The following is a 17,193-nucleotide window of genomic DNA, read 5'->3' as shown; positions in this document are numbered from 1 at the left end:
TCATGCCCGCAGCCACGGGACGTGGCCAAAGGAATCGCGGCCTTCCAGGAGAAAATGATCCCGTGTTCGCGGACTAGCAGGGCTATTCACCTCGAGACCTTCCATGCACGCATACCAGAACCTGCTCTCGCCTTACGATTTCGGCTTCATCACGCTGCGCAACCGCATGGTCATGGGGGCCATGCATACCCGCATCGAGACGCTGGATCGCCCGGTGGCGCGGCAGGTCGAATTCTTCCGCGAACGCGCCCGTGGCGAAGTGGGGTTGATTCTGACCGGCGGCGTCGCGCCCAACCTGGCCGGCAGGATGGAAGAGGACGCACCCGTGCTGGAGGACCGCAGACCACTGGAGGCGCATCGCGCCATCACCGCGGCCGTGCACGAGGAGGGTGGCCGTATCGTGCTGCAGATCCTGCATGCCGGCCGATACGCGAGGCATCCGTTGTGCGTGGGGCCCACGGAAGAACGGGCGCCTATCAATGCATGCGCGCCGCGCGCCATGACCCTGGCAGACATCGCGCAGACCGTGCAGGCCATCGCCAATAGCGCCAGGCTGGCACGCGAGGCCGGCTACGACGGCGTGGAGATCATGGGTTCCGAAGGCTATCTGTTGAACCAGTTCACCAGCCCGAGGACCAATACGCGCACCGACGCCTACGGAGGGAGCTTCGATAGGCGCATACGGTTTCCGCTCGAAACCATACAGGCGGTACGCGCTGCCGCGGGGCCGGGTTTCCTGCTGGTCTACCGGATTTCCGCCATCGATCTGGTCGAGGACGGGATGACGGGCGAAGAGACTGCACGGTTCGCCCAACGCCTGGAGCAGGCCGGCGTCCATATGCTCAATACCGGCATAGGCTGGCACGAATCTGCCATTCCGACCATCGCAGCCTGCGTGCCGCGCGCAGGGTGGAAGTTCGCCGTGCATCCCATCAAGCGGGCGGTATCGATCCCTGTCATCGCCTCCAATCGCATCAATACCCCGGAGCTGGGCGAACGACTGCTCGCCGAGGGCGTGGCCGATTTCGTGTCGATGGCGCGACCGCTGCTGGCCGACCCGGAGTTTGCCCGGAAGGCACGCCAGGGCCGACCCGACCGGATCAACAGTTGTATTGCGTGCAACCAGGCCTGTCTGGACCACATCTTTACGCACCGGACCGCGTCCTGCCTGGTCAATCCACGTGCCGGCCGCGAGCTGGATTTCCCTGTGCGCAAGGCGCCATCGCCCATGCGCATCGCGGTCGCGGGCGGCGGCGCGGCAGGCATGGCGTTCGCGGTGTTCGCCGCCGAACGCGGCCACGAGATCGTGTTGTTCGAGGCGCGCCATACCCTCGGCGGCCTGCTCGACCTGGCACGGCGGATACCCGGTAAGAGCGAGTTCAACGAGACTTTGCGCTATTTCCATGTGAGGCTTGCCGAACTGGGCGTGCGCATCGAGCTCGGCAGGCGGGCCACGGCCGCCGAGCTGCAGCAGGGCGGATTCGGTGCCGTCGTCGTGGCCACGGGCGTTGCAGCGCGCAGGCCGGCCATCGATGGCATCGACCACGGCAAGGTCGCGTACTACGACGAGGTGCTATCCGGCCGGCGCAAGGTGGGCCAGCGCGTCGCCATCATCGGGGCGGGCGGTATCGCTTTCGATACCGCCGAATACTTGCTCGCCGAAGACGATGAATCGCTCGATCCGCGGCAATTCCGGAAACATTGGGGCATCGACGCCTCCCTGCACAGTCCTGGCGGCGTCATCGCGGCCCAGCCGCGCACGGCGGCCCGAGTCATCCATATGCTGCAACGCGGCCACGACAAGCCCGGCGCGCGCCTGGGCAAGAGCACCGGCTGGATCCTCAAGACGCGGCTGCGCGCGGCGAACGTCAAGATGATATCGGGCGCTGCCTACCGCCGGATCGACGACATCGGCCTGGAGTACTCGTGTCAAGGCACGACGCAGGTCTTGCCCGTGGACGACATCATTGTCTGTGCCGGCCAAGTGCCGTGCGATGAACTGAGCCCGGCGTTGGCGGCGTCCGGCATCCCGGTGGCCACCATCGGGGGCGCGCGGATCGCTGCAGAGCTGGATGCCGTGCGCGCCATCGATGAAGCCTTGCAGCTCGCGGACGCTTTCTCCAATGGAACAGCGCTTCCCTTCCAACCTGGACACACGGCACGGAACCCATGAAGGGTCGTTACTCCGCCTATATCTGTTTGACCTTCTATCGACCGCGCGCCGATCCCCTGTGGGCCCGTCCTTGACAAGGCTTGCCGGATGGTCTTCAGCCCACTTCGAGATGCCGCGGTTTGGAGCGAGGCGCGGGAGGCTCGCGCATTACCCGACATCGACAACGATTTTGGCCCGGGCCGTTCCCTGCGCGATGGCGTCGTAGGCCTGTTCGACGCTATCCATGTCGAAACGCCTCGGGTCTACATGCGGGCGCAACCTGCCGGCGTCGACCAGCTTGGCGGCTTCGCGCAGCATCTCGCCGTGGTGTTCGCGGAACTGGCCCGTCAACAGCGGGTGCAGGGTGAATACGCCCGAGTAGCTCGCTTCGCGAAACGACAACGGCGCCAGGGTGTGGGTGCCCCAGCCCAGCGCGCTGACCACATGGCCAAAATGGCTGACGGCGGCGAACGAGGCGTCCAGCGTGGGGCCGCCCACGCTGTCGTAGACGACGTCGAACCCGCGCCCTCCGGTGCGGGATGCGACGTATTGCTCCACAGCCTCGGCCCGATAATCGATAGGCGCGGCGCCCATGGCGGACACGCGCTCCAACTGTGCGCCGGTCGCCGTCGCGCTGACCTGCGCGCCCAAGGCCCGGGCCAGTTGCACCGCGATGTGGCCAACACCGCCGGCGCCGCCCTGGACCAGCACGGTCTGGCCGGCCTGCACATGCGCGCGGTCGACCAGGCCCAGGTAGGCCGTGATGAACGACAAGGGCAGGGCGGCCGCCTCGCGCAGGCTGAGCGTGGCGGGCTTGTGCGCCAGCAAGGCGGCATCGACGGCCGCGTACTGTGCCAGGGAGCCCTGGATGCCGCCCACGCCGCCCGTCATGCCATAGACCTCGTCGCCCGGATGGAAAGCGGTGACGCCGGCGCCCACCGCTTCCACGACGCCCGCCATGTCGATGCCCAGCACCAGCGGCAGGGGATGGCGGGCGTGGGCGGCGGCGCCGGCGCGGATTTTCAGGTCGAGGGGGTTGAGGCCGCTCGCGGCGATACGCACCAGCACCTGGCCCGGGCCAGGCTGGGGACGATCCAGTTCGACGCGCGCCAGCGGCGCGTTGTATTCCCGCAGAATCAAGGCCTGCATGCTCATGATGGACTCCTGTTTAGGAAAGCGATGTGGCATCATCCGTCGTGCATATCCGCATGTAAATCCACGATTTTGTATGTTCGGCAAACAAAAATGCATGGGGGCCTATGGAGTGGGATGACGTCCGGGTGTTTCTCGCCATCGCGCGCCACGGCACGCTAGCCGCGGCGGCACGGTCGATCGGGCAGACGCAACCGACCCTCGGCAGGCGGCTGCGCGCCCTGGAACAGTCCCTGGGACAGACGCTGTTCCAGCGCACGCCGCGCGGCTTCATCCTGACGGAAGCCGGCATGGCCGTGCGCAGTCACGCGGAACGCATGGAAGAAGAGGCCATCGGGTTCGTCCGTACGCTGGCGGGCCAGAGCCAGGCCTTGTCGGGCCTGGTGCGGGTATCGTCATCGGATTGGTTTGGCATCCATGTCCTGACGCCGGTCTTCGCCACTTTTCTGCGCAAGCATCCCCAGGTCAGCATCGAACTGGTCACCGATGCGCGGCGCTACAGCCTGGCGCGCCGTGAAGCGGACCTGGGCGTGCGCATTACGCCGTTCGAAGAGCCCGACATCGTGCAGCGCCGCCTTATGCACATGTCGTACGCCCTGTACGCACACCAGGACCTTGTCGCGCCGACGGGCGACGGGACGGGGCACGCGCTGATCACGATGGACAGCGCCTTCGCGGAATTACCCGATGTGCAATGGCTGCGCCACGTGTTGCCCGGGGCGCGTGTGGCCTACGCCAGCAACAACCGCGGCGCCCAGGCGTACATGTGCGCGCAAGGCATGGGGCTGGCGGTCCTGCCGTGCTCCCTGGGAGATACGACGCCCGGCCTGCGTCGCATCGATGTCGGCGATCCGCCGCCGGGGCGCGATGTGTGGCTGGGCTATCACCGGGACCTGCGGCGCCTGGGTCGATTGCGGGCGCTGATCGACGCAATGGTCGAGCAACTGGGTGGTCCGCCGGCTTAGGGGTGTCCTTGGTCGCCATCCGGCTCCGGCGACTGCGACCTTTTCATCACGCCACATGAGGTTTGCGGGCGGCGTCCTCGCATACTGTGCCGTCTTCCTGCCGGAGGGGCCAGTCGTGAGTCTTGCCATCCTGAACAGCCGTGCCTTGCTGGGGCTGCACGCTGTTTTCGTGCGCGTGGAGACGCACCTGGCCGCGGGACTGCCGTCGTTCACCGTGGTCGGCCTGGCCGGGGTGGAAGTACGCGAAAGCCGCGAGCGCGTGCGCGCGGCCATCCAGAACAGCGGATTCGAGTTTCCCGCTGGCCGCATCACGGTGAACCTGTCTCCCGCGGACCTGCGCAAGGAATCGGCCCGCTTCGACCTGCCGATGGCGCTGGGCGTATTGCTGGCATCGGGGCAGGTGGCGATGCCGGAGCTGAAGACGCACGAGGGCGCGTCATGCCTGGCCAGGCTGGTGGTCGCGGGCGAGCTGTCCTTGACAGGTGTCCTGGTGCCGGTTGCGGCACCGCTGGCGATTGCGCTGGCCGTGGCGCGCGATGATCCCGATGCGACCCTGGTCCTGCCGGCGGCCAGCGCGGCCCAGGCGGCGCATGTGCCAGGGCTGACGGTCCTGGGGGCGCGCACGTTGACGGAAGTAGTCGCGCACCTGGCCGGAACCGCACCGCTGCCGGCCGCCGAGCCGGCGCCCTGGCCGGCGGCGACCGCACCGCCCTGCCTGTCGGATGTGCGCGGCCAGGGCGGCGCGCGACGCGCCCTGGAACTGGCGGCCGCCGGTGGACATAGCCTGTTGATGGTGGGCCCGCCCGGCGCCGGTAAAAGCATGCTGGCGTATCGCATGCCGGGCCTGTTGCCGCCGTTGTCGCACCTGCATGCGCTGGAGGTCGCGGCCATCGCGGGGCTGGCCGGCCGCGGCGCCGGCTTCAGCCTCCAGCCGCCGTTTCGCGCCCCGCACCATTGCGCGACGGCGGTCGCTCTGGTCGGCGGCGGCAGCCGGCCGCGGCCCGGTGAAATCAGCCTGGCGCACCATGGCGTGTTGTTCCTGGATGAGTTGCCTGAGTTCGATCGCGGCGCGCTCGAAGCGCTGCGCGAACCGCTGGAGACCGGCAAGGTGTCGATTGCCCGCGCCGCCGGGACATTGCAGTATCCCGCGCGGTTTCAATTGGTCGCGGCGATGAATCCCTGTCCCTGCGGCTGGCGTGGCCATCCGCGCGTCGCGTGCCGCTGCACGCCCGAGCAGGCCATCCGCTACCGGGCCAGGCTGTCGGGTCCCTTGCTGGACCGCATCGACCTGCAAATCGAGCTGCCGCCGGCGGATCCGGAGTGGATGGATGCGCCGCCCGGGGAGCCGTCGGCCGCGGTACGGGACCGCGTGCTGGCCTGCCGCGCACGCCAGCACGACCGCCAGCGCGGGCTGAATGCCCATCTGGCCGGCGCGGAGCTGGACGCGCACTGTGCCCTGGACGACGATGCGCGCGTCCTGCTGCGCGAGGCCATCAGCCGGCTCAATGCCTCCGGCAGGGCGGCGCATCGGGTATTGCGGGTCGCGCGGACCGCGGCCGACCTGGAAGGCGTGGCCAGGGTAGGCAGCAGGCACATCGCGGAGGGGGTGCAACTGCGCCAGGTGATGAACTGAGAGGGGCTGGGCAAGGCCGGCCGAAGGGCAAGCGGACTGCGGTTAGACAAGTGCCGGAAAAATGCCATATAATCAAAGGCTTTCCGGCTTCGGCGTGTGCTTGTTGAGGCGTCGTGGCGGGGAGAACGGGGAAGTGCCCGGGGGCTAGCCGCAATGGAAACAACGCGCGGTAGCAACAACGGTAGTAACCCAGAGCAATACCCAGAGCAATACCACTACAAGTGGCGCCGGGTGGCCTCAGGCCCTTGAAGCCTTGCGCGGTCTTTCGTAGTTCGGACCGCCAAGCACCTGCGTGACCATAATGTTAACCACGTCCCCGCAACGGACGGTTCGAAACGGACATATCATGCCCAAGATGAAGACCAAGAAAAGCGCTTCCAAGCGCTTTAAGGTTCGCGGCAGCGGATCCATCAAGCGTGGCCAGGCTTTCAAGCGCCACATCCTGACCAAGAAGACCACCAAGAACAAGCGCCAGTTGCGCGGTTCGGCCGCTGTGCACGAGACGAATGTCGCCTCGGTCAAGGCCATGATGCCTTTCGCTTGATAGATCACGGAGATTCACTATGCCTCGCGTAAAACGCGGCGTTACCGCCCGCGCCCGCCACAAGAAAGTCCTCAGCGCCGCCAAGGGTTATCGCGGTCGCCGCGGCAATGTATTCCGCATCGCCAAGCAGGCGGTCATGCGCGCCGGGCAATATGCCTACCGCGACCGCCGCAACAAGAAGCGCACGTTCCGCGCCCTGTGGATCACCCGTATCAACGCCGCCGTGCGTGAACACGGCGTGACCTACAGCGTGTTCATGGCCGGCCTGAAGAAGGCGTCGATCGACCTGGACCGCAAGGTGCTGGCCGACCTGGCCGTGAAGGACAAGGCTGGCTTTGCCGCCGTGGTGCAACAGGCCAAGGCAGCCCTGTCCGCCTGACCGTCTTCACAGGTATCGCGCATTGCTGCAAACGGGGCTGTCATGGCCCTGTTTGCGTTTTGACGGCCGCGTTTCGCGCCGGCGTTTCTTAGGCAGCTTTCCTCATGACTCTGTTGATCGACGACCTGGTGCTCCAGGCGCAAGAACGATTCGCCGCTGCGCGCGACGCCGCGGCGCTCGAGAACGCGAAGGCGCGCTTCCTCGGCAAGGAAGGCGCCTTGACGGGCATGTTGAGGGAGCTGGCCCAACTCGGCCCCGAGCAGAAGCGCGAGATGGGCGCGCGCATCAACCAGGCCAAGCAGCAGATCGAAGGCCTTTTGAACCAGCGCCGTGCCGAGCTGGCCCAGGCGGAGCTGGATGCGCGGCTCGCCGCGGAAACCATCGACGTGACCCTGCCCGGGCGCGGTCGCGCGATGGGCGGTATCCACCCGGTGATCCGTACCTGGGAACGCGTCGAGGAAATTTTTCGTTCCATTGGTTTCGACGTCGCCGACGGCCCGGAGATCGAGAACGACTGGACCAATTTCACCGCGCTGAACAATCCGGAAAATCATCCGGCGCGTTCGATGCAGGACACGTTCTACGTGGACATGCAGGACGCGCAAGGACTGCCGTTGCTGCTGCGCACGCATACCAGTCCCATGCAGGTGCGCTATGCCCGCATGAACAAGCCGCCCATCAAGGTCATCGCGCCGGGGCGTACCTACCGCGTCGACAGCGACGCCACGCATTCCCCGATGTTCCACCAGGTCGAAGGCCTGTGGATCGCGGAAGACATCTCCTTCGCCGACCTGAAGGGCGTATACACCGACTTCCTGCGCTGCTTTTTCGAGAGCGACGATCTGGTGGTGCGTTTCCGGCCGTCCTTCTTTCCTTTTACGGAACCCTCGGCGGAAATCGACATGATGTTCACGAGCGGTCCCAACCGCGGCCGCTGGCTGGAGATTTCCGGCTCGGGCCAGGTGCATCCGGAAGTCGTGCGCAATTTCGGGCTCGATCCCGAGCGCTATATTGGTTTTGCCTTCGGCTCCGGCCTGGAACGCCTGACGATGCTGCGCTATGGCGTCAACGACCTGCGCCAATTCTACGAAGGCGATTTGCGCTTCCTGCGCCAGTTCAACGAATAACCTACGGCTGATCATGCAATTTCCCGAATCCTGGCTGCGCGCGCTGGTCAACCCTCCCATCGATACCCAGGATCTGGCTCATCGCTTGACGATGGCCGGTCTGGAAGTGGAAGAAACGGTCCCCGCCGCGCCGCCGTTCTCCGGTGTGGTGGTCGCGCATATCGTCGACATCGCGCCGCATCCCGACGCCGACAAGCTGCGCGTGTGCCAGGTCGACGATGGATCCGGGCAGCGCTTGCAGATCGTCTGCGGCGCGCCCAATGCAGCCGCGGGCATGAAGGTTCCGCTGGCCCGCGTGGGCGCCGAATTGCCGGGCGGACTGAGCATCCGTACCGCCCGGATGCGCGGCGTGGAGTCGGCCGGCATGCTGTGTTCCGCGCGTGAGCTCGGGCTGTCGCAGGATCATGCCGGCCTGCTGGAGCTGCCCGCCGACAGCGTCCCCGGCACCTCGTTGCGCGAGGCGCTGGACCTGGACGATACGCTGTTCACCCTGAAGCTCACGCCTAACCGGGCGGACTGCCTGTCGATGCTGGGGGTGGCGCGCGAAGTCGCGGCACTGACCGGTGCTGCCTTGCACCTGCCGTCCTCCCAGCCGGTACGCCCGGCGCTGACCGAAGTGCTGCCGGTATCCATCGCGGCGCCCGACCTGTGCGGCCGTTTCGCGGGACGTGTCATCCGCGGCGTGAATGCCCGCGCGGCGACGCCGCCGTGGATGAAGACCCGCCTGGAACGCGCCGGCCAGCGTTCGGTGTCCGCGCTGGTGGATATCTCCAATTACGTCATGCTCGAACTGGGGCGGCCTACGCACGTGTTCGACCTCGACCGGATTTCGGGCGGCCTGACGGTGCGCTGGGCCGAGCCCGGCGAGTCGCTGGCGCTGCTCAACGGGCAGACGATCGCCCTTGACAAGGACGTGGGCGTCATCTCGGCCGGCGCCGCGGTGGAAAGCCTGGCCGGCATCATGGGCGGCGACGCCACCGCCGTCACGCTGGAGACCCGCAATATCTACCTGGAGGCCGCGTTCTGGTGGCCGGAGGCCATTGCGGGGCGCGCACGGCGCTACAAGTTCAGTTCCGAGGCCAGCCATCGCTTCGAACGCGGCGTGGACTACGCCAGCATTCCGGCGGACCTGGAACTGATCACGGGGCTGATCCTGGATATCTGCGGCGGCGAATGCGGTCCCATCGACGACCAGATCGTTAATGTGCCGAGGCGCGAGCCGGTACGCATGCGGCTGGCGCGTTGCCGCCGCGTGCTGGGTATCGACGTGCAGCGCGACGACGTCGCGCAGATTTTCACGCGCCTGGGCCTGCCTCATACCATCGAGGACGACACGTTCGTCGTCGAGCCGCCGTCATACCGCTTCGACTTGCGCATCGAGGAAGACCTGATCGAGGAAGTGGCGCGTATCCACGGCTTCGAGCGTATTCCCGACGTGCCGCCCGTGGCCTTGGCGAAGATGCGCGTGCAGCCCGAGACCCGGCACAGCCCGCATGCCATCCGCCGCGACATGGCAGCGCTGGACTACCAGGAAGTGGTGAACTTCAGCTTTGTCGAAGCGGACTGGGAGCGCGACTACGCCGGCAATGCCGATCCCATCAAGCTGCTCAATCCCATCGCCAGCCAGTTGGCCGTGATGCGCTCGAGCCTGCTGGGCGGTCTGCTGGCCAACATTGTCCATAACGCCAACCGCAAGCAGACCCGGGTGCGCGTGTTCGAGCTGGGTCGCGTCTTCTTCCGCGATGCCGGCGTTGCCGACGGGGAACTGGCGGTGGCCGGGGTGAGGCAGCCGCTGAAGCTGGCGGGCGCCGCCTGGGGACCGCAGGTGGAAGAGCAGTGGGGCATGCCCGCGCGGCCGGTCGATTTCTATGACGTCAAGATGGACGTGCAGGCCTTGTTCGGCGCGCGCGCGTCCGCCCTGCGGTTCGAGGCGGCGGTGCATCCGGCCCTGCATCCGGGCCGCGGCGCGCGCGTCCTTTTCGACGGCAAGGCCATCGGCTGGCTGGGCGAACTGCACCCCCGCTGGGCGCAGCAGGCCGAACTCGCGCACGCGCCCGTATTGTTCGAACTGGACGTAGATGCGCTGGTCCAGGGGCGCCTGCCCGAAGTGCGCGAACTGTCGCGCCAGCCCGTGGTGGTGCGCGACCTGGCCCTTTGGGTGCCGCTGGAACTGCCCGCGCAGGCCTTGCTGGATACCATCGCGCAGGCCGTGGCGAACGATCCCCAACTGGGCATCGTGCAGGATGCACGGCTCTTCGACGTGTGGCGTGAAAAGACGCAAGTCGATGATTCTGCTAAAGAAAAAAGCCTTGCTTTCCGCTTCTGGCTACAGGACACTGATGCAACGCTGGACGAGGCGCGGGTCGCCGAGTGCCTCACGCGCATCAGGGACAGACTGGTCCAGGCACATGGCGCGCGTCAACGCGCGTAGGACAAAGAAAGGGGGATGATATAGCCATGCTTTCCGAGCCACGCACATTGACCAAGGCCGAACTCGCGGAGCTGTTGTTCGAACGGGTAGGTTTGAACAAGCGCGAGGCCAAGGACATCGTCGACACCTTCTTCGAGGAGATCCGCGATGCCCTGGCGCGCGGCGACTCCGTCAAGCTATCCGGTTTCGGCAATTTCCAGGTGCGGGACAAGCCGCCCAGGCCCGGACGCAACCCCAAGACCGGCGAGACCATACCTATTGCCGCACGGCGCGTGGTGACCTTCCACGCCAGCCAGAAGTTGAAGAGCATCGTCGAGCACACTGCGACGCCGGCCGAATCGTCAGCCGACGAATAAGAGCTTGCTTGCAGTGATGTGCCACCGGCCGCTTGGCCCTTGCCGCTGATTCCTACCATGACTCGACCCGAACCTGCCGTCACCCTGCCTCCCATTCCCGCGAAGCGTTACTTCACCATTGGCGAGGTGAGCGAACTATGCGGCGTGAAGCCGCATGTCCTGCGGTACTGGGAGCAGGAGTTCACGCAATTGAAGCCGGTCAAGCGGCGCGGCAACCGGCGCTATTACCAGCACCACGAAGTCCTGTTGATACGCCGCATCCGCTCGCTGCTTTACGAGCAGGGCTTCACGATCAGCGGCGCGCGCAACCGATTGGGCGATACCCGCGACGTGCCGCACGACCAGGATGCCGCCGTGCGTTTCAGCAGCGGGGAAATACAGGCCTTGCGCACCGAACTGAGCGGCGTATCGGCGGTATTGGACGAGGCCTTGAACAGCATCGGCATGAAGCCGAATGCAGCGGACCCGGTCCCTGCAGACCAGGCGCGCTGAACGCCGCACGCTCTGCGGACATCTGATATACTTTCGGTCTTTCGGGGCGTAGCGCAGCCTGGTAGCGCACTTGCATGGGGTGCAAGGGGTCGCGAGTTCGAATCCCGCCGTCCCGACCAGTAAAAACAAGGGCTTAGATGAGAGATCATCTAAGCCCTTGTCCTTTGGTGGACGCCGTCGTGGACATCAGGCATTCCTTCCACCCACGTCCGAGCCTGTGGCGCCTGAAGAAGCGCCTCATTGCGCAGAGAAGCCCTTAATCGCGCAGAGAAGCCCTAAGCGCGCAGACAAGCCCTAAGCGCGCAGACAAGCCCCTGATTGCACAGAACCTTCATTCAAGGAAGCGCCTTGCTGCGAGCCCCCATCGGCGGCGGGACGGGCCTAATTTGATAGGCGATTTGATAGGCGATTTGATAGGCGCTGGGGGCCTGAGGCTCGTGGCCTGACGTTCGAGCCTTGCCGTACAAGGTGGAACGCTGCGAGAGGTCCGCCGGCAGTCGCGGGATCGAAGCTATAGATCCAGGGCTGCCGCTCTTAACGTGCTCTCCAGCGCGAGCACGGCATGCGACACAGCCGCCGGCCGGTCGATGACGAACTCCAGGGTGCCCAGTTCCGGCATGCCGTGCTGCAGCCGGACCAGGCCTTCCGGAACAACGTAGTCGGCGAAGGCGCTGATCCCGAGGCCGGCCATGACGGCGGCCTTCAGCACCGCCACGCTGCTGCTCACCGTGGTGATGCGGTACTCGCGCCCGACCGCCTTCAAGGTCTCGAGCACGCGCGTCCTGGAGACGCTGGGCTCCGGGTGCAGGGCCAGCGGCAACACGGCTTCGCCGCCGGTGATGCGCGACTGCGGCCCCACGCACCAGTACAAGCGCTCGGTGCGCACGATCTGTCCGCGTTGGCTGCCGCTGATGCGCTTCGCGAACACCAGGTCGTGGCGGTCTTGATCCAGCTCACGGAAGAGGTCGCCGCTCATGCCGGTGACGATGTGCAGTTCGACGCCGGGATTGCGCTGCTGGAAGGTACCCAGCGCATCGGTCAGCCGGGTCGAGGCGAAATCCTCGGACATGCCCAGTCTTACCGTGCCGTTCAGCGCAGGGCCACCGACCGCGGTGAACGCCTGCTCCATCAGTTCGAGGATGTCGCGCGCGTAGCGAAACAAGACCTCGCCCTGGCGCGTCATGCGCACGTTGCGCGTATCGCGTTCGAAAAGCGGGCAACCCACGACGTCTTCCAGCCGACGTATGTGCTGGCTGACCGTAGACTGCGACAGGCTGACACGCTCGGACGCCAGCGTGAAGCTGCCGGCCTGCACGACCGCGACGAAGCTGCGCAGTAATTCGGGAGAGAGCGGGCGCATTACGAAACCCTTTGCATGGTGACACTGCGAGGCACCGGATACTGCTTGACCGGACGCTGCAAGGCCGGCTCCCCCAGGGTTGGTGGCTCTGTGGCCGACTGCCGCGTGACTGCATCCTGCATTGCGTATCCCTCTTAATGCCGGGTGACATCTTCATAAATCGCCGTCGCCAACGGTCATATGATTCTACTTGCCGATGGCGGCCCCCGTCGCGGGACCGCGTTTGTGGAGAGATCGATATGTCCAACTGGGACAATGCCAGGCGTGGCAGGCTGTCGCGACTGCAGGCCGGCGCGCACCTCGCCGAGGGCAAGCGCGTGCAGGCGCGGGACGCCACCGCGCTGCTGGAAGCGGTGATCCGGCCGGGCGACCGGGTGTGTCTGGAAGGCGACAACCAGAAGCAGGCCGACCTGCTGGCGGTGGCGCTGGCAGCCGCGGACAACCGCGTGGTGCGCGACCTGCACATGGTGCAATCCGGCATCGTGCTCCCTGAACACCTGGATGTATTCGAAAACGGTATTGCCACCCGCCTGGATTACGCCTACTCCGGCCCGCAGTCGCAGCGCATCGCGCAGCTGCTGTTTGGCGGCAAGATCAGGCTGGGCGCGGTACATACCTACCTGGAACTGTTCGCGCGCTATTTCGTGGACCTGACGCCCCAGGTGGCGCTGATCGCGGCGGTCAGCGCCGATCGTGACGGCAACCTGTACACCGGCCCCAATACCGAAGACACGCCCGTGGTGGTCGAGGCCACCTCCTTCAAGAACGGCGTGGTCATCGCGCAGGTCAATGAGATCGTCGATCGTGTTCCCCGCGTGGACATTCCCGGCGACCGCGTGGACTTTGTCATACAGAGCGACAAGCCCTTCTTCGTGGAGCCGCTGTTCACGCGCGACCCGTCCGCCATCACCGAAACGCAGATACTTACGGCGATGCTGGCGATCAAGGGCATCTACGCGCCCTATGGCGTGCGGCGGCTGAATCACGGTATCGGCTTCAACACCGCCGCCATCGAACTGCTGCTGCCCACCTATGGCGAACGGCTGGGCCTGAAAGGCAAGGTTGCCGCCCAATGGGCGCTGAACCCGCACCCCACGCTGATACCGGCCATCGAATCCGGCTGGGTCGAAAGCGTGCACTGCTTCGGCTCGGAAGTGGGCATGGACGAATACATCCGCGCGCGGCCCGACATTTTCTTCACCGGCCCGGACGGCTCGCTGCGATCGAACCGGGCCTTTAGCCAGACCGCCGGCCTGTATGCGTGCGACCTGTTCATCGGCTCGACGCTGCAGATAGATCTGCAGGGCCATTCGTCCACCGTCACGGCCGGCCGCATCGCCGGTTTCGGCGGCGCTCCGAACATGGGCAGCGACGCGCGCGGCCGCCGCCATCCGAGCGCGCCCTGGTTGCAGGCCGGCCTGGAAGCGGATCCCGATTCGATGCCCGCGCTGCGGCGCGGCCGCAAGCTGATCGTGCAGATCGGCGAGACCTTCGGCGACAAAAACGCGCCCACCTTCGTCGAACGCCTGGATGCGATCGCGCTGGCAGAGAAGCTGTCGCTGGATCTGGCGCCCATCATGATCTATGGCGACGACGTCAGCCACATCGTCACGGAGGAAGGCATTGCCAACCTCCTGCTGTGCCGCGATGCGGACGAGCGTGAACACGCCATTCGCGGTGTCGCCGGCTATACCGCGGTGGGCCGCGGCCGCGACCCGCGCATGGTCGAGCGGCTGCGCGAGCGACGCGTTATCCAGCGGCCCGAGGACCTGGGCATCAATCCGCTGGATGCCAATCGCAATATGCTGGCAGCGCGCTCGGTGAAGGACCTGGTGCGCTGGTCTGGCGGCCTGTACGCGCCCCCCGCGCGCTTCCGGAATTGGTGAGGACCCATCATGGAACATCTGAATTTTCGGCACGCGGGACAACGGCCTGCCGCGGCCACCCGCGCCAGCGCCATCGTCGGCGTGGTGGCATCCGGCAACCTGGAGGTGCTGGTCGAGCGCGTGCTGCCGCAGGATGAATGCGAGGTTGACATTCGTACTCCGGTGACGGGCTTCGATTCCGTCTGGCAGGCGGTGGTGGGCGACTTCGCGGCGCGCGGCGCCGTCGGAGGCCTGCGCTTTTCCATCAACGACGGCGGCGCGCGGCCGGACATGGTCGGCCTGCGGCTGGCGCAGGCGCTGCGCGCCATGGCGGGAGAAACGCCATGAGCACGGCGGCATATTCTTCGACGCCCGCATCGGCGTCAGGATCGGTTTCTTCCCCGGCTTCTGGCCCCGTGCCGGCGGCGGCGGTCTCAGGTGCGGCGTCGGCGCCACCGCGGATGCTCGCCGCTGACGCCAGCTGGTACGAAGCCTCGGCACGCCAGCGCGTGAACGCGCTGCTGGACATCGGCAGTTTCGTGGAATTCATCGGGCCCGAGGCGCGCGAAACCAGTCCCCACCTGGCCCTGTTCGACTTGCCCGAGCAGTTCGACGACGGCATGGTCGTCGGCAAGGGCATGCTGGACGGCAACCCCGTCTTCATCGCTGCGCAGGAAGGCAAGTTCATGGGCGGTGCGTTCGGCGAAGTGCACGGCGCCAAGCTGACGGGCCTGCTGCGCGCGGCTGCGGTACGCAAGACGCCCGTGCTGATCCTGTTCGAAACCGGCGGCGTGCGCCTGCAGGAAGCCAACGCGGGCGAACTGGCCATCGCCGAGATCATGCGCGCGTTGATCGATGCCCGCCTGGCGGGTGTTCCGGTGGTCGGGCTGATCGGCGGCCGTGCCGGCTGCTACGGTGGTGGCAGCCTGATCGCGGGCTGCTGCTCGGCACTCGCCATCTCCGAGCAGGGGCGCCTTGGTGTTTCGGGTCCGGAGGTCATCGAGACCAATCGCGGCGTGGAGGAATTCGACGCCTCGGACCGTCCGCTGATCTGGCGCACGATGGGCGGGAAGCACCGCTATCTGCTTGGCGCGGTGGACGCCTATGCAGACGATACCGTACCCAGCTTCCGCGCGGCCGCCATGCGATTGATCGCGCGAGCATCCGGCGTGAGCGAGGACCTGGGGCTCGCTCGCCTGCAGCGCACGCAGGCCCGGCTTGCCGAACGGCTGGACAAGCTGGGTGGTTGTCCGGACGCGGCCGATCTCTGGCAAGCCCTGGGCGTCGATGAACAAATTGATATCCCCGACCTGTCATACGAAGCATTCGTCCAACTCGCGGATACATTGAAGGAGGCCCGGCATGACGCTGAATGATGTGTTGTGTGCGCTGTTCCCCGCCGGCCATGACGTGGCGGTGCAGGACAACCTGCTGGCCGGTTCCGGCAATCTTGGCCAGGCCGGGCGCGTGCAGGTCATCGGCGTTTGCGGACGCGCACCCGTCGGCGTGGACCAGGCGCTGGTGCTGGCAGGGCGCGTACTGGACATCGTGCAACAGCCGCCTTCCCCCATCCTGGTCCTGATCGACAGCGATAGCCAGCGCATGAGCAAGCGCGACGAATTGCTGGGACTCAGCCAATTCCTTGCGCACCTTGCCACCTGCCTGCGATATGCCGACGCCCGCGGCCATCACACCGTGGGCCTGCTGTACGGCCATACGGCGGCGGGCGCCTTCATCGCCACTGCGCTGGCGACACGTACGCTACTGGCGCTGCCGGGCGCGGACCCGGCGGTAATGGATCTGCCTTCGATGGCACGCGTGACCAAGATGCCCCTGGCCGTGCTGCAAGAGAAGGCGCGCGCCACACCGGTGTTCGCACCGGGACTGGACAACCTGGCGCGAACGGGCGCCATCGCCGCTGTGCTGGACCCTGCCGCGTGTCTTGCGGACCAGGTCATCCAGGCGTTGAAGGACGCCGATGGCATCGACATTCGCGACCAGGCCGGCCGCGAACGCGGAGGCAGGCCCAAGGCGGGCGATATCGCCGCACGTGTCTATGACGCTGCACTCGCTGCCGCTTGAATACTGCCACCGGCGCCATACGCTGGTGTACCTGCATCCGCCGGCGTGGTCATGCCTGCTGCGCGATCATGCGTGGCTGGCGCAGCACGCGCTGGTGCACGCGTGGGCCGCGCGCGGCTGGCCGCTGATCGCGCGGCGGCGTGCTGCGCACGACGGCGATGGCGTCGCGGTGGGGCTGCCTTTGCCGCCCTCCGCAGGCAAGGCGCGAATCGCTCTGATGGTTCGAGAGGGCGACATCGCGCGCGTCACCGCATTACCCGCGCTGGCACAGGTGATATGCAGGGCGCCCGCCCCGTGGCGCCCGAACCTTCACGCCCTGGCAGGTATCGCGGCGGATCATGAAGTTTTTGTTCAAGTGTTCGGCAGCCTGGCCTGGCAGTATCTGACAGGCCTATCCTATGTGACCGATGCGTCCGACCTGGATCTCGCATGGACCGCGCCGCGCGGCCCGCGCATGGCGTCGCTGATGGATGCAATAGCGCGGGCCGATGAGGTCGCGCCCATGCGCGTAGACGGCGAAATCATCTTCGCGGACGGCACGGCGGCCAACTGGCGCGAGCTGCGCGGCCAGGCCGCGCAAGTAATCCTGAAGACATCCGCGGGACTCACATTGGCGAGCCGCGCGGATGTCGCGCAACTGCTGGACGCATGACGA

At 66.4% G+C, this 17,193-nt stretch carries 16 protein-coding genes and 1 tRNA gene; 15 read left to right on the top strand and 2 right to left on the bottom strand.

All coding sequences use genetic code 11. The features are described 5' to 3' along the window. The first annotated feature begins 103 nt into the window (after positions 1-103). Complete coding sequence (locus tag BAU07_RS16680; protein ID WP_066659718.1) at positions 104-2,173, top strand: oxidoreductase; 2,070 nt, start codon at positions 104-106, stop codon at positions 2,171-2,173. 147 nt (positions 2,174-2,320) lie between these two features. On the opposite strand, the gene BAU07_RS16675 is transcribed toward BAU07_RS16680, so the two are convergent. After that, the gene (locus BAU07_RS16675; RefSeq protein WP_066659717.1) at positions 2,321-3,307 is read right to left on the bottom strand and encodes a zinc-dependent alcohol dehydrogenase family protein; all 987 of its coding nucleotides are present in this window, start codon (positions 3,305-3,307) and stop codon (positions 2,321-2,323) included. Between the two features lie 104 nt (positions 3,308-3,411). On the opposite strand from BAU07_RS16675, the gene BAU07_RS16670 reads away from it, so the two are divergent. The 9 genes from BAU07_RS16670 to BAU07_RS16630 all read left to right on the top strand — a co-directional run bounded on the left by BAU07_RS16670 (position 3,412) and on the right by BAU07_RS16630 (position 11,350). Next, on the top strand, positions 3,412-4,269 hold the full coding sequence (locus BAU07_RS16670; RefSeq protein WP_066659715.1) for a LysR family transcriptional regulator: 858 nt from the start codon (positions 3,412-3,414) through the stop codon (positions 4,267-4,269). A 115-nt stretch (positions 4,270-4,384) separates the two neighbouring features. Next, on the top strand, positions 4,385-5,902 hold the full coding sequence (locus BAU07_RS16665) for a YifB family Mg chelatase-like AAA ATPase (protein WP_066659713.1): 1,518 nt from the start codon (positions 4,385-4,387) through the stop codon (positions 5,900-5,902). A 346-nt stretch (positions 5,903-6,248) separates the two neighbouring features. Then, positions 6,249-6,446 (top strand): 50S ribosomal protein L35, encoded by a 198-nt coding sequence (gene rpmI, locus BAU07_RS16660; protein WP_066659711.1) that lies wholly within the window; start codon positions 6,249-6,251, stop codon positions 6,444-6,446. Positions 6,447-6,465: 19 nt separating this feature from the next. Next, a complete protein-coding gene (gene rplT, locus BAU07_RS16655) occupies positions 6,466-6,825 on the top strand; it encodes a 50S ribosomal protein L20 (protein ID WP_066659709.1) in 360 nt (119 codons plus the stop codon). 104 nt (positions 6,826-6,929) lie between these two features. After that, positions 6,930-7,952 (top strand): phenylalanine--tRNA ligase subunit alpha, encoded by a 1,023-nt coding sequence (pheS, locus tag BAU07_RS16650; protein WP_066659704.1) that lies wholly within the window; start codon positions 6,930-6,932, stop codon positions 7,950-7,952. Between the two features lie 13 nt (positions 7,953-7,965). Beyond that, positions 7,966-10,383, top strand: coding sequence for a phenylalanine--tRNA ligase subunit beta (gene pheT, locus BAU07_RS16645; RefSeq protein WP_066659703.1), 2,418 nt, complete (start codon positions 7,966-7,968; stop codon positions 10,381-10,383). Positions 10,384-10,409: 26 nt separating this feature from the next. After that, complete coding sequence (locus BAU07_RS16640; protein ID WP_066659699.1) at positions 10,410-10,739, top strand: integration host factor subunit alpha; 330 nt, start codon at positions 10,410-10,412, stop codon at positions 10,737-10,739. A 57-nt stretch (positions 10,740-10,796) separates the two neighbouring features. Then, complete coding sequence (locus BAU07_RS16635; RefSeq protein WP_066659697.1) at positions 10,797-11,231, top strand: MerR family transcriptional regulator; 435 nt, start codon at positions 10,797-10,799, stop codon at positions 11,229-11,231. 42 nt (positions 11,232-11,273) lie between these two features. After that, positions 11,274-11,350, top strand: a tRNA-Pro gene (locus tag BAU07_RS16630). A gap of 392 nt (positions 11,351-11,742) precedes the next feature. Here BAU07_RS16630 and BAU07_RS16625 read toward each other — a convergent pair. Beyond that, the gene (locus BAU07_RS16625) at positions 11,743-12,591 is read right to left on the bottom strand and encodes a LysR family transcriptional regulator (protein WP_066659696.1); all 849 of its coding nucleotides are present in this window, start codon (positions 12,589-12,591) and stop codon (positions 11,743-11,745) included. A gap of 239 nt (positions 12,592-12,830) precedes the next feature. Between BAU07_RS16625 and mdcA the strand changes: the two genes are divergently transcribed. The 5 genes from mdcA (at position 12,831) to mdcG (ending at position 17,190) form a co-directional block, all read left to right on the top strand. Continuing rightward, positions 12,831-14,477 (top strand): malonate decarboxylase subunit alpha, encoded by a 1,647-nt coding sequence (mdcA, locus tag BAU07_RS16620; protein ID WP_066659693.1) that lies wholly within the window; start codon positions 12,831-12,833, stop codon positions 14,475-14,477. A 9-nt stretch (positions 14,478-14,486) separates the two neighbouring features. After that, complete coding sequence (mdcC, locus tag BAU07_RS16615) at positions 14,487-14,804, top strand: malonate decarboxylase acyl carrier protein (protein ID WP_066659691.1); 318 nt, start codon at positions 14,487-14,489, stop codon at positions 14,802-14,804. Positions 14,805-14,917: 113 nt separating this feature from the next. Next, entirely contained in the window at positions 14,918-15,832 is a 915-nt protein-coding gene (locus BAU07_RS16610) for a biotin-independent malonate decarboxylase subunit beta (RefSeq protein ID WP_066659685.1), read from the top strand. Beyond that, complete coding sequence (locus BAU07_RS16605) at positions 15,819-16,538, top strand: biotin-independent malonate decarboxylase subunit gamma (protein WP_066659683.1); 720 nt, start codon at positions 15,819-15,821, stop codon at positions 16,536-16,538. Before BAU07_RS16610 ends, BAU07_RS16605 begins: the two co-directional genes overlap by 14 nt. Continuing rightward, entirely contained in the window at positions 16,513-17,190 is a 678-nt protein-coding gene (gene mdcG, locus BAU07_RS16600; protein ID WP_066659682.1) for a malonate decarboxylase holo-[acyl-carrier-protein] synthase, read from the top strand. Before BAU07_RS16605 ends, mdcG begins: the two co-directional genes overlap by 26 nt. Positions 17,191-17,193: the final 3 nt, after the last annotated feature.

It is taken from the genome of Bordetella flabilis (assembly GCF_001676725.1).
GTDB classification, from domain to species: Bacteria; Pseudomonadota; Gammaproteobacteria; order Burkholderiales; family Burkholderiaceae_B; genus Bordetella_C; species Bordetella_C flabilis.
This window is presented reverse-complemented; position numbering and strand designations above follow the sequence as displayed.

Excerpts from the sequence above, each read along its gene's own strand:
- BAU07_RS16635 (WP_066659697.1), top strand. The coding sequence starts at position 10,797 with ATGACTCGACCCGAACCTGCCGTCACCCTGCCTCCCATTCCCGCGAAG.
- rplT (WP_066659709.1), top strand. The coding sequence starts at position 6,466 with ATGCCTCGCGTAAAACGCGGCGTTACCGCCCGCGCCCGCCACAAGAAA.
- mdcA (WP_066659693.1), top strand. The coding sequence starts at position 12,831 with ATGTCCAACTGGGACAATGCCAGGCGTGGCAGGCTGTCGCGACTGCAG.
- mdcC (WP_066659691.1), top strand. The coding sequence starts at position 14,487 with ATGGAACATCTGAATTTTCGGCACGCGGGACAACGGCCTGCCGCGGCC.
- BAU07_RS16640 (WP_066659699.1), top strand. The coding sequence starts at position 10,410 with ATGCTTTCCGAGCCACGCACATTGACCAAGGCCGAACTCGCGGAGCTG.
- pheT (WP_066659703.1), top strand. The coding sequence starts at position 7,966 with ATGCAATTTCCCGAATCCTGGCTGCGCGCGCTGGTCAACCCTCCCATC.
- pheS (WP_066659704.1), top strand. The coding sequence starts at position 6,930 with ATGACTCTGTTGATCGACGACCTGGTGCTCCAGGCGCAAGAACGATTC.
- mdcG (WP_066659682.1), top strand. The coding sequence starts at position 16,513 with ATGACGCTGCACTCGCTGCCGCTTGAATACTGCCACCGGCGCCATACG.
- BAU07_RS16610 (WP_066659685.1), top strand. The coding sequence starts at position 14,918 with ATGCTCGCCGCTGACGCCAGCTGGTACGAAGCCTCGGCACGCCAGCGC.
- BAU07_RS16675 (WP_066659717.1), bottom strand. The coding sequence starts at position 3,307 with ATGAGCATGCAGGCCTTGATTCTGCGGGAATACAACGCGCCGCTGGCG.
- rpmI (WP_066659711.1), top strand. The coding sequence starts at position 6,249 with ATGCCCAAGATGAAGACCAAGAAAAGCGCTTCCAAGCGCTTTAAGGTT.
- BAU07_RS16670 (WP_066659715.1), top strand. The coding sequence starts at position 3,412 with ATGGAGTGGGATGACGTCCGGGTGTTTCTCGCCATCGCGCGCCACGGC.
- BAU07_RS16680 (WP_066659718.1), top strand. The coding sequence starts at position 104 with ATGCACGCATACCAGAACCTGCTCTCGCCTTACGATTTCGGCTTCATC.
- BAU07_RS16625 (WP_066659696.1), bottom strand. The coding sequence starts at position 12,591 with ATGCGCCCGCTCTCTCCCGAATTACTGCGCAGCTTCGTCGCGGTCGTG.
- BAU07_RS16605 (WP_066659683.1), top strand. The coding sequence starts at position 15,819 with ATGACGCTGAATGATGTGTTGTGTGCGCTGTTCCCCGCCGGCCATGAC.